This window comes from Halovibrio variabilis (assembly GCF_007991175.1).
Taxonomy (GTDB): Bacteria; Pseudomonadota; Gammaproteobacteria; order Pseudomonadales; family Halomonadaceae; genus Vreelandella; species Vreelandella variabilis.
Map to the genome: position 1 here is coordinate 70,431 of NZ_BJXV01000012.1, position 12,017 is coordinate 82,447.

A 12,017-nucleotide genomic window follows, 5' to 3' on the forward strand; every position below is an offset into this window, starting at 1 on the left:
ATCTCTGCTTAAAGGGCGATATTAACCCTAGCCGCTTAGATCATTGTGGTGGGAAATGGTTGCCGACTGCAAACAGATTGTCGCCCCAAAAGGATTTTCACACGCACAGCAAAACGCCCTTGGCAGCAAACTGCCAAGGGCGTTGAATTTGGTGGGTCGTGCAGGATTCGAACCTGCGACCAATTGATTAAAAGTCAACTGCTCTACCAACTGAGCTAACGACCCGCCTGAACGGATGCATATACTACTCGCGCGCCCTTTTGAGAGCAAGTGTTTTTTATCTTGAATCTACAACCACTTGGCTTCATAGCAGCAACCATGAGCCGTTGACGCGCCTAAATAGTGCCTTGCTCACCGATCAGGCATTTTTACCTTCACAGGCAAATAATCGTCGTCAGGCGCGTCTCACCCTTTTTTCAGCGCGCTTTGGTTTTCGGTTTACGCATCGCTTGCACGGGCTTGCGCTTGTGCTTGTCGCGATTCCAGCGATTCTTTTCATCCGGCGTTAAGGCGGGCACTTTGCGTGTTTCCAAGTTGGCCAGAGTGGCTAAGTCATCCACCTCATCCTGGGAAAGCTCGACCCATTCACCGGCTTTAGCGCGCTTATCGAGGAAGATGTTGCCATAACGGACGCGTTTCAAACGACTCACCGTAAGGCCTTGTGACTCCCACAAGCGGCGCACTTCGCGGTTACGACCTTCCAGAATCACCACGTGGAACCAGGTATTAATACCTTCGCCGCCAAACTCTTGTACATCGGCAAAGCGTGCGGGCCCATCTTCGAGCATCACGCCATCGACCATGGCCAGAATATGCTCACGCTTTACCTCGCCCATTACACGCACCGCGTATTCACGCTCCACCTGGGTAGAGGGGTGCATCAAGCGGTTGGCCAACTCGCCATCGGTGGTGAACATCAGCAAACCGCTGGTATTGATATCCAAACGGCCAATCGCAATCCAACGCTCACCTTTAAGACGCGGCAAGCGATCGAATACCGTGCGGCGGCCCTCAGGGTCTTTGCGGGTGCACAGCTCGCCTTCCGGCTTGTTGTACATGATCACCCGGCGCGGCACGTCTTCTTCCGGGCGAAGCGACACCGGGCGATCGTCAAAACTGACTTTATCGCGGGCTTCGACGCGGTCGCCTAGTTTGGCGACCTGGCTATTGACCTTAACGCGGCCGGCGGAAATCGCGGTTTCCATTTCACGCCGTGAGCCTAGGCCAGCACGGGCCAAGACTTTTTGCAGCTTTTCGCTGGTGGGCGGCGTGGTTTTATCACTCTGACTCATGGTCGTCTGACCTCACATCGGTAGTCTGCGTGCGCCCGCGCTCGTCGTCGTCAGCGCGCTGCGCACGTGCCGCAAGCCTTGCTTCTAAATCGGCAAAGCTCAGCGGCTGGGTTAACGCCGTCTCGGCGTGCGTGTCGGCTGGTTCAGCCGAGCTTATCTGATCTTTCTGGGGAGGCGCATCCTGCACCGTTTTGGTCGTTTCGTCCAGTCCTTCAGGCGCCTCTTCAGGGCATTTTTCAGCTGCCTCTTCGGGTAAGTCGTTTCCCTCCCAGTTTACCAGGGTGTGCATAGGCGGCAGCGCATCGAGGGTTTTCAAGCCAAAGTCGTCTAGAAAACTGCGCGTGGTGGCGTATACCGCTGGGCGCCCGGGCACATCCCGGTGGCCCACGACGCGAATCCAGCCACGCTCTGCCAAGGTGCGCATAATCGAGCTGCTCACGCTGACCCCGCGCACCTCTTCGATATCGCCACGGGTAACCGGCTGGCGATAGGCGATCAGGGCCAGGGTCTCCAGCAGCGCCCGCGAGTAGCGCTGGGGGCGCTCATCCCATAGCCGCGACACCCACTGGGAAAGCCGTGGGCGAATGCGCAGCTGATAGCCTGACACCGTTTCCAAAAGCTCCAGCGCGCCCTCCGAGTGGCGCTGCTGTAAACGCTCAAGGACACCGCGAAACTCCTTGCGTGTGGGGCATTCGCCAGCAAGAAACAGCGTTTCCAAACGCTCCAGGGGTAACGGCTCGCCAGCGGCGAGCAGTGCCGCTTCAATAATGTCATCTAGCCCGGTGGCGGCGTTACTCATGGCGTCTCCTCGCCGGTTTCGAAGGCGGATTCGCCAGAGGCAGCGCCTTCGATCTCATCCTCATCAAAAGCGCCCTCCTCACCGTCAGTAAGCGCGGCGCGCCGTGCACGTAGGTGAATCGGCGACAGGGGCGCATTCTGGACAATTTCAATCATGGCCTCTTTGGCGAGTTCTAAAATCGCCATAAAGGTGACCACCACCCCAGCGCGCCCTTCTTCCAAGGTGAACAGCGCTTCAAAAGGGGTATAGCGGTTATAGGCCTCATCATGGCTTAACTGCTCCATAATCTTGAGCATACGCTCGCGGGTAGATAGTACCTCGCGACTGATCTGGTGGGCCTGCACCAATTCGGCGCGCTTAAGTACATCGGAGAGCGCGCTGAGCAACTCATCCAATTCCACCTCAGGGTGGATCACCCGGGATTCCAGCGGCGGTAAGCCCGCCTGCACGCTGAACCAGTCGCGCCCCATGCGCGGCAGCGTATCCAGTGTTTCAGCGGCTTCTTTAAGGCGCTCGTACTCTTGCAGGCGGCGAATTAGCTCGGCGCGGGGATCTTCCTCGTCGTCGCTTGCGGCCTTGGGTGGGCGGGGCAGCAGCGTGCGCGATTTGATCTCGGCCAGCATGGCAGCCATTAGCAAATACTCACCCGCCAACTCGATCTCCATGGCTTTCATCAGCTCCACATACTCGATGTACTGATGGGTAATCGTTGCCACGTTGATGGTCAAGATATCCAGATTCTGGCGGCGGATCAGATAGAGCAGCAGATCCAGCGGGCCTTCGAACGTCTCTAAAAAGACCCGCAGCGCTTCCGGAGGAATATACAAATCCTCCGGCATTTGCGTAATCGGCTCATTAAACAGACGCCCAAGCGAGGCCACCACTGGCTCGGTGGCCGCGGTATCAGAGGTTTCTGAATCAACAGTAACGCTTGGCGTCTCGCTCACGCGGGTCGGCTCTCTTGAGGTGTTTGTAATCAGGCGACAGCCTGACGATGGCGTGTCAAATCGCCTTGCCCGGCCAGAATTCCATCAATAGACACATCTTCATCCAATGCATCCCAATGAATTCCACGGGCACTCAGTTCATAGCATGCCAATTGTTGGGGTGATGCTTTAAGAAGCCGCGGGTACCAAGCCAGCGGCACGCCGACCGTCCGCCCATCGCTTAACTCAACCCAAAAATTATCCTCATCAAACGTAACTCGCTTAGGAGAAGTAGTCATGCCAGGCCCCCTCTAGAGCATCGCGGTGTTGAAGAATCATTGCCGTAATAGTGCGTAGCGCTTTGGCATCGAAGCCATCATTTCTCGCCAATTGAACATCAGGTGAGAGCCAAAATTTAGCTTCAGCGCCCGCTTTAAATATATGGATGTGAGCAGGCTCTAAAGGATTACCTTCATTTGAATAGAAGAAGAACCTAAAACCCTGCAAGCGTAGCACCGTCGGCATCGTGCGCTCCTGCAGTTTACAACCTAAATGCTGAATAATAGATGGTTTATCGACACAAGGCACATGCTACCCCGCCTCCGCGGCTTTGCGGTAGCGTCCGGCATAGTCAAACAGCTTGTCGCGGATTTGGAAATGGCGCCCCACTTTGCGCCCCACGACAAAATCAGGATGGCGCAAGCGGCGTTGCTCGGCGACGACCTCTTCAGCGCTTAGCGGCTGCCATTTACCCCCTGGGGCACGCAGGTGATAGCGCAAAAAAGCAGCATAGAAGGCGCGCCGCTGGGCGGAGGTTTCCAGCGCAAACCATTCAGAAAGATGACTGCCATCCTCGTCGTGGTAAGTTACTTTTAAACGCGGCAAGCCACGGCCGTTGGTAGTGGCTTCCAGCTGCATGCCGCTTACCCGCAATACCTTGGCGTCTTTCAGTTTTAGGGCATCCTTGAGCTTATCATCCGCGTCCACCAGCAGTTTTTCACAGCCATGGCAGCGGCGGGCGGCGATATCATTCTCGGCGCCACACTCATCGCAGACTTTAAAACGAAACCGAAATTCACACTGGCGACGCTTGCCTTCATCATCTTCAATTAACCCCTGGCAGCGGCGGCCAAAGTGCTCAATCACTAGCTCGCCATCGCGCTTACCCCAGTAAAGATTGGCATGACCGCAAGCCGGGCATTCAACCTGAACCGGCTCGCTGTCGCTATCCGGCTTTGGTTCGCCCACTTCCGGGGCGAAAATATCCCAGGGGTTACCGGCGTAATCCAAAATCAGGCAGTCGCTTTTACCCGGCGATAGGCGCAGCCCTCTACCCACCATTTGCTGATAAAGACTTACCGACTCAGTAGGCCGCAAAATGGCGATCAAATCCACGTGGGGCGCATCGAAACCGGTGGTCAGCACCGCGACGTTCACCAGGTATTTAATATCGCGCGACTTAAAGGCCTTGATGAGCCTCGTGCGCTCTTGGGAAGGCGTCGCACCGGTAATTAACGCAGTCTCTGCGTTGGGCAAGTAACCCACAATCTCTTCGGCGTGGGCCACGGTGGCGGCAAAGATCATCACGCCCTGGCGCGGTTCAGCGCGCGCCACGATTTGCTCGATAATACCCGGCGTCGCACGGCTGCCCGCCACCACGCGATTAAGCGCCTCCTCCTGAAACAGGCCGCTGGATGACGGTCTCAGTGCAGAAAAATCGTAGCCTTCAATGGTCATATCCAAGCGCTTGGGCTCGGCGAGATAGCCCTGCTTGACCATCAGGCGCAGCGGCTGCTCAAACACGCAGTCGCGAAAAAAACTCGTGTCGCTGCCCCGCACCATACCGTGATGGTGGCGATAGTAGATAAAGCCTTGCCCCAAGCGGTAAGGCGTCGCCGTTAAGCCGAGTATTTTCAGCTGCGGATTTTGCAAGCGCAGATGCTCGATCACCTGGCGGTAGCTGGCGTCCTCATCAAGCGATACGCGGTGGCACTCATCGATAATCAGCAGCGTAAAGTTAGCGTCGTTAAAACTCGCCAGGTTACGCACCACCGACTGCACCGAGCCAAACACCACTTGACGGTTGGCCTCTTTGCGCTTTAAACCGGCGCTAAAAATATCCGCCTCAAGCCCATAGGCCTGGTACTTGGCATGGTTCTGCTCGACCAGTTCCCGCACGTGGGCCAGCACCAGCACGCGCCCTTTCGCCAAACGCGCCAGCTCGGCAATCACCAGCGATTTGCCACTGCCGGTAGGCAACACCACCAAGGCCGGGTCGCTGGAAGCGCGAAAGTGCCCCACTACGCGCTTGACCGCTTCCTGCTGATAGGGGCGCAGCTGTGGCGTTAGCGGGGACGCTTGTGAGACGTTAGGTGTCGGCAAATCAAATAGCCTGCTATTGAACTATTGCGACTTTCGTCGCATCTTAATAGTGAAGATTTCAAATCCACGTTTAATTTCCCGCGTCGTTCTCTCGACGCTCTCTCGACGTTCTGCGGGAATTTAATAAAGAGGTTCGCCATGACAACTAATCATTTCAGCCCTGAATGCCCAGACTGTGGCAGCCGACTCAAACGCCTGCCGGCCACTCGGCGTGATACCGCTCATGTGCACTGCATGGATTGTGGACACGACTTTGGCCGCTTAGAGTACCTCGTCGAGCGCTACCGCTTAGAGCTTGAAACGCTGGAGGCCAAGCTAGGTCTGCCGCCCGAGGGAGCGGAGGAAACACAGGCTAGCGCTCCCCAGCAGCGCTCTTCATAACGGTTAACGGCGACAAAACCCGCCGTTAACGTGGACGCTATACCCATCGCGTTGTTTAGAGCGCGACAGGGATCAGTTGAGCCAAGCCCGAGCGTTGCGGAATAGCCGCAGCCAAGCGCCATCGTCAGTCCACTCCGCCGGGCGCCAGGAGTTGGTGACCGCCCGCGCCACCCGTTCGGGGTGCGGCATCATAATGGTCACCCGGCCGTCCGGCGTGGTCAGGCCGGTAATGCCCGCTGGCGACCCGTTGGGATTGGCCGGGTAACGGGTGGTGGCCTGCCCGTAGTTGTCGATATAGCGCATCGCAATCTGGCTGCTCGACTGCATGCTACGCAGGTGGGCGCTGTCGCGGAATGTCGCCTGCCCTTCGCCATGGGCAACGGCAATAGGCAGTTTTGAGCCTTCCATACCGGCAAGCAGAATTGACGGGCTTTTCTCGACTCGCACCATGGAAACACGGGCCTCAAACTGCTCGGATTCATTGCGCACGAACGTCGGCCAGTTTTCGGCCCCCGGAATGAGGGTCTTCAGCTGCGACAGCATCTGGCAGCCGTTACACACGCCCAGCGAAAAACTATCGTCGCGGGCAAAGAACGCTGCAAACTGCTCTCGAGCGCGCTCGTTAAACAGTACCGATTTGGCCCAGCCGCCGCCTGCGCCGAGCACGTCGCCGTAGGAGAAACCACCGCAGGCGACAAGCCCTTTGAACGCTTCCAGCGACACGCGCCCCTCAAGAATGTCGCTCATGTGGACATCAACGGCATCGAAACCGGCTTTATCAAACGCCCAGGCCATCTCTACCTGACCGTTAACACCCTGCTCGCGCAGCACGGCCATGGCAGGTTTGGCGGTATTCACAAACGGGGCGCTGATATCCTCGTTGATATCAAACGTTGGCGTGGCGGATAGACCCGGATCACGGCTATCGAGCAGATTGTCGAATTCGTTTTTGGCACATTCAGGGTTATCGCGCAGCGCCTGCATGCGATAGCTGGTTTCCGCCCAGGTGCGCTGGGTGAGCTGGCGCGTGGTTTCCAGCAGCGGCTCTTCAAACAGCGTGACGCGCACTTGATCGTCGTAACGCGGGCGGGCAATCACGCCGCAGGTTTCGATACCGGCAACGGCAAACTGCGCCAGCACCTCTTCAGTATGCTGGCGATCAACCTGAATCACTGCGCCCAACTCTTCTGAGAACAGCGCGTGTAGCGCCTCCACCGGCTCGTCGATCATCCAGTCGAGCTTGATTTCAAGCCCGGCATGAGCAGCAAAGGCCATTTCTAGAAGCGTCACCAGTAGGCCACCGTCGCTGCGATCGTGATACGCCAGCAGCTTGCCGTCACGGTTGAGGCCCTGAATGACCTCAAAAAACGCCTTGATATCTTCCGGGTCGTCTACGTCGGGGCAATCATTGCCGACTTGCCCGTACACCTGCGCCAAGGCGGAACCTCCCAAGCGATTTTGGCCGCCCCCCAGGTCAATCAGAATCAGATCCGACTCGTCTTGCTCCAGATTGATCTGCGGCGTTAGCGTCGCCAAGGCATCGGTCACCGGGGCAAAGCCGGTCACCACCAGCGACAGCGGCGAGGTGACACTCTTCTCTTCAGGCTCGCCCTGTTCGTTCTCATCAATCCAGGCAGTACGCATCGACATTGAGTCTTTGCCCACCGGAATCGCGATACCCAACGCCGGGCACATTTCCATGCCCACCGCATAAACGGCGTCATACAGCGCCTGATTTTCACCCGGGTGGTCAGCCGCGCTCATCCAGTTGGCCGAGAGCTTGATATCGCCCAGCTTGGCAATCGGCGCCGCCGCCAAATTGGTAATCGCTTCGGCGACCGCCAGGCGAGCGCTGGCCGCGGGGTTAATCAACGCCACCGGCGGCCGTTCGCCCATTGCCATGGCTTCCCCCACATGGCTATCAAAGCTTGCCGTGGTGACCGCCACATCCGCCACCGGCACCTGCCAGGGGCCAACCATTTGGTCGCGGGCCACAAGACCGGTAATCGAGCGGTCGCCAATGGTGATTAAGAAACTCTTGGAGGCCACCGTAGGCAGACGCAGTACTCGGTCCAGCGCTTCGCGCAGGTCGAGATTATCCAGCATCACGCCCGAAAGCGCAGGCTGGTGGCGCTCGAATTCGCGCTGCATCTTGGGCGCTTTGCCAAACAGTACGCTCATCGGCAAATCGACTGGCTGGCTATCAAAATGCCCGTCGCGGACTTCAAGGTGGTGCGCTTCCAAGGCTTCGCCGACTACCGCGTAGGGGCAGCGTTCGCGCTTGCACAGCGCGTCAAAGGTGGCCAAATCGTCTGGCGCGACCGCTAGCACGTAGCGCTCTTGCGCTTCATTACACCAGATTTCCAGCGGGCTCATGCCCGGCTCGGCGTTGGGCACCGCACGTAGGTCAAAGCGACCGCCGCGGTTGCCGTCTTTGACCAGCTCCGGCAGCGCATTGGAAAGCCCCCCGGCGCCGACATCGTGAATAAACCGAATCGGGTTGTGATCGCCCAGCGCCCAGCAGCGATCAATAACTTCCTGGGCGCGACGTTCGATTTCAGGGTTTTCACGCTGTACCGAGGCAAAATCCAGATCGGCGCTGGAGGTGCCCGACGCCATGCTGGACGCCGCGCCGCCGCCCAGGCCAATCAGCATCGCCGGGCCGCCCATCACGATCAGCTTGCCGCCAACCGGGATATCGCCCTTCTGAACGTGGTGGGCACGAATATTGCCATAACCACCGGCGAGCATAATGGGCTTGTGAAAGCCGCGCCGCTCGACCCCGCCGTCGTTAAGCGAGTCCTGCTCATAGGTGCGAAAATAACCGGTCAGGTTGGGCCGCCCAAACTCATTGTTGAACGCCGCGCCGCCAATCGGGCCGTCGAGCATAATGTTAAGTGCCGACTGCATGCGCTCGGGCTTGCCGTAGTCAGAGGTTTCCCAGGGCTGCACAAACTCAGGAATACGCAAATTGGAGACGGTAAAGCCCGACAACCCGGCTTTGGGCTTACCGCCGATGCCGGTGGCGCCCTCATCGCGAATTTCCCCACCCGAGCCGGTTGCAGCGCCTGGGAAAGGGGCAATCGCTGTCGGGTGGTTATGGGTTTCCACCTTCATCAGGATATGCACAGGTTCCTGATGAGTAGCGTAGAGGGCACGCTCGCCATCAGCGCCGGTTAGCGGTGCCGAGAAAAAGCGCCCCGCCTGACTGCCCTTAATCACCGCGGCGTTGTCGCTATAGGCGGAAAGCACATTATCCGGCGAGGTAGCGAAGGTGTTCTTGATCATCTTAAACAGCGAGTGGCTCTGTGGCTCGCCGTCGATCACCCAGTCCGCGTTGAAAATTTTGTGACGGCAGTGCTCAGAGTTGGCCTGGGCAAACATCATCAGCTCAACATCGCTGGGGTTGCGCCCCAACTCATTGAAGGCATCGACAAGGTAATCGATTTCGTCGTCTGCCAGCGCCAACCCCAGCGTTTGGTTGGCCTCTGCCAGTGCGTCTCGGCCGCCGCCCAAGATATCCACACTGCCCAAAGGGGCCGGATCATGCTGGGCAAACAGCTTGGCGGCATCCGAGGCATCGGCCAGCACGGTTTCGGTCATACGGTCGTGCAGCATTGCCGTCAGCGCGCTCAAACTCTCTTCATCCGGCATGGCGGTAAAGCTCACCCGGTAGTCGATGCCACGCTCGATGCGGCTAATCTGACTCAAACCACAGTTATGCGCGATATCGGTGGCTTTTGATGACCAAGGCGACTGGGTGCCTAAACGCGGCACCACCAAAAAGCGCTGCGCGCGCTCAGGAACGTCTACGCTCGCGTAGGTGCCATCATCAAGTAACTGCGCTAAACGCTCTTGGGAGGCGTCATCTAAAGCTGCTTGACCTTTTTGGGTATGACTATCAATGAAATGAACATAGTGGGCAGACAGCGCCTCCACCTCGGGAACACGTTCACGCAGCACCGTCAAAAGCCGAGCATGACGGAAGGCAGAAAGGGCGGGCGCGCCTCGCAGTTCAAGCATATCCTGAAGCCTCTAGAGCAGGGAATTCGAGCAGGGAAATCACCAGGCCGCCGGGCGGCCGTGCTTTTAAGTTACCGATTAGCCCCTATGATACGGGAAAGCGGCGGCCACACGAAATCAACAAGGTGACAGGACGACCCCGGCTGGGTATTGTGGCAGTCTGTTTCATGCCGACAAGACGCAATGCTGACGTTGATTTGCCGACATTTCGTACGCCGCGCCAGCGCTTATTACGCGCTGATCGCGATAACATTACTGGTCATGGTACCGACCCTTTCCCTTGTCCCCCCTGGCGAGCACCTAGCGCGTATCAGCGCAAAAGACTTTATTACCGTTCACACCCGCAACACCCCCACGACCTATTACGAAGGTCGCCACGGCCCTACCGGTTTTGAGTACGAGCTAATGCACCGCTTCGCCGATTACCTGGGGGTGAGCCTTAATCTTGATGCTAGCCATCATCCTGAGAGCGTGCTGCCGGCCGTGCGCGAAAACGGCGATATCGGCGCGGCGGCGCTACCGCTGCTACCCGGCACGCCGGGAATCCACTACACCCGGCCGATTATTCAAATGCAGCCGCTGGTGGTATACCGGCGTGGACTAAATGGCATTCAGGCAGCCGGCGACCTGGTCGGTCTGGAGCTTGCCACGCTCAGCGAAGCCGGCACCGGCGAAGCGCTACGCGATTTACAGCGCCAGTATCCCGAGCTTAGTTGGAAAGAATCCCATGAGCTGGAAGTCGCCGAACTGCTCTCACGCGTTGAGGACGGCACGCTGGACGCCGCGGTCATTTTTGAACATCAGTTTCGCTTAAACCGGCTGTTTTTCCCTAACGTTGAGCGCGGCTTTACGCTAGGCGACCCGCTTTCGATGGCGTGGGCGCTACCCAGCGGGCGCGGGTTGGGGTTATTGGAAGCCGCCAACCGCTTTCTGCGGGACTTACACGAGAGCGGCACGCTGGACCGGCTGGTCAGCCGCTACTTTGGCCATGACGACTACTTAGAGTATGTGGGCACCCGCACCTTTCTTGAGCACCTTGATGAACGCTTGCACCGCTACACCGACCTGTTTAAACAGTCTGCTAAAGAAACCGGCTTTGATTGGCAATTGCTCGCCGCGGTGGGCTACCAGGAGTCTCATTGGGACCCGGAGGCTGTCTCGCCAACCGGGGTACGCGGATTGATGATGCTAACCAACCCGACGGCCAGTGAAATGGGCATTAGCAACCGCCGGGACGCCGCCCAGAGCATCGACGGCGGCGCTCGCTACCTACGCAGTATTAAAGACCGTTTACCGGACAGCATTACCGGGGATGACCGCCTTTATATGGCCATGGCATCCTATAACGTGGGGCTAGGCCATCTGTACGATGCGCGCAAGATCGCTGAAATGCGCGGCGGCGACCCAGACAGCTGGGCCGATGTCCGCGTCGCGTTGCCGCTCCTGCAACAGCGTGAATGGCACAGCCAAACGCGCCACGGCTATGCGCGTGGCGGCGAGCCGGTGATATACGTGCGTAACATTCGTCGTTACTACGAAATGATTCAATACGTGGAGCGCAGCCGTCAGCAGTTCTTTCAGCTAGAACAAACGCCGGTCAACGAGGATCCGTTGCTATTGTTCGACCTGGTGCCGCCGCTGAATTAACCTCACGCTCATCTGCCAAGGCTTATTTGCTCGGCGACCCACGCCGCGTGGCAAAAAAGCCCTTTAGCAGTTTTTGCGAGGCCGACGCCAACACCCCGCCAGTTACCGCTATCTGATGGTTAAACCACGGCTGCGCCAACAGGTTAGCTTTTGATTCGATCATGCCTGCACGGGGTTCGGCGGCGCCGTACACCAGCCGGGCTAACCGCGCATGTACCATGGCACCCGAGCACATCATGCACGGCTCTAGGGTGACAAACAGCGTGCAGCCCTCAAGGCGATAATTACCCTGCTGCTGTCCCGCCTTGCGCAGGGCACGAATTTCGGCGTGACCGCTGGGGTCGCAACTGGCGACCGGCGCATTGTAGGCGGCGCCAATGATTTCTCCTCGCGCGTCCACCACCACCGCGCCCACCGGCACTTCGCCTGCCGCCGCCGCAAGGTGCGCCTGGTCAAGTGCTCGGTACATGTAAAATTCATCGCTGCGCATAAAGCCAAACTCCGCTAAGGTAGCAAAACGATCGTATGAAAGGGCTAACCGCCTCCGCGGACGCTGGTCCTTATCAA

General features: G+C 58.2%; 10 protein-coding genes and 1 tRNA gene. 2 read left to right on the forward strand and 9 right to left on the reverse strand.

Features of this window, described 5'->3' with window-relative positions; genetic code table 11:
- Positions 1–149 precede the first annotated feature (149 nt).
- The 7 genes from HVA01_RS11705 to radD form a co-directional block, all read right to left on the reverse strand.
- Positions 150–225, reverse strand: a tRNA-Lys gene (locus tag HVA01_RS11705).
- A gap of 191 nt (positions 226–416) precedes the next feature.
- Positions 417–1,292 (reverse strand): 23S rRNA pseudouridine(2605) synthase RluB, encoded by an 876-nt coding sequence (gene rluB, locus HVA01_RS11710; protein ID WP_146875595.1) that lies wholly within the window; start codon positions 1,290–1,292, stop codon positions 417–419.
- Entirely contained in the window at positions 1,279–2,091 is an 813-nt protein-coding gene (scpB, locus tag HVA01_RS11715; RefSeq protein WP_146875596.1) for an SMC-Scp complex subunit ScpB, read from the reverse strand. The genes rluB and scpB overlap by 14 nt, the downstream gene beginning before the upstream one ends.
- Positions 2,088–3,038: a segregation and condensation protein A gene (locus HVA01_RS11720; RefSeq protein ID WP_146875597.1), complete on the reverse strand. Its 951-nt coding sequence runs from the start codon at positions 3,036–3,038 to the stop codon at positions 2,088–2,090. Before HVA01_RS11720 ends, scpB begins: the two co-directional genes overlap by 4 nt.
- Positions 3,039–3,067: 29 nt before the next feature.
- Positions 3,068–3,316, reverse strand: coding sequence for a DUF2442 domain-containing protein (locus HVA01_RS11725; protein WP_146875598.1), 249 nt, complete (start codon positions 3,314–3,316; stop codon positions 3,068–3,070).
- Entirely contained in the window at positions 3,300–3,542 is a 243-nt protein-coding gene (locus tag HVA01_RS11730; RefSeq protein ID WP_146875599.1) for a DUF4160 domain-containing protein, read from the reverse strand. Before HVA01_RS11730 ends, HVA01_RS11725 begins: the two co-directional genes overlap by 17 nt.
- A gap of 66 nt (positions 3,543–3,608) precedes the next feature.
- Positions 3,609–5,399, reverse strand: a complete 1,791-nt coding sequence (radD, locus tag HVA01_RS11735; protein ID WP_146875600.1) for a DNA repair helicase RadD — start codon at positions 5,397–5,399, stop codon at positions 3,609–3,611.
- A 138-nt stretch (positions 5,400–5,537) separates the two neighbouring features.
- On the opposite strand from radD, the gene HVA01_RS11740 reads away from it, so the two are divergent.
- Positions 5,538–5,780 carry a hypothetical protein gene (locus tag HVA01_RS11740; protein ID WP_146875601.1) on the forward strand — a complete coding sequence of 81 codons (243 nt, stop codon included), beginning with the start codon at positions 5,538–5,540 and terminating at the stop codon, positions 5,778–5,780.
- 72 nt (positions 5,781–5,852) lie between these two features.
- Here HVA01_RS11740 and purL read toward each other — a convergent pair whose 3' ends face one another.
- On the reverse strand, positions 5,853–9,803 hold the full coding sequence (gene purL / locus HVA01_RS11745; RefSeq protein WP_146875602.1) for a phosphoribosylformylglycinamidine synthase: 3,951 nt from the start codon (positions 9,801–9,803) through the stop codon (positions 5,853–5,855).
- Positions 9,804–9,986: 183 nt separating this feature from the next.
- Here purL and mltF point away from each other — a divergent pair, with 183 nt between their 5' ends.
- Positions 9,987–11,450 (forward strand): membrane-bound lytic murein transglycosylase MltF, encoded by a 1,464-nt coding sequence (gene mltF / locus HVA01_RS11750; protein WP_146875603.1) that lies wholly within the window; start codon positions 9,987–9,989, stop codon positions 11,448–11,450.
- Positions 11,451–11,472: 22 nt separating this feature from the next.
- On the opposite strand, the gene tadA is transcribed toward mltF, so the two are convergent.
- Entirely contained in the window at positions 11,473–11,940 is a 468-nt protein-coding gene (tadA, locus tag HVA01_RS11755; protein WP_146875604.1) for a tRNA adenosine(34) deaminase TadA, read from the reverse strand.
- Positions 11,941–12,017 lie beyond the last annotated feature (77 nt).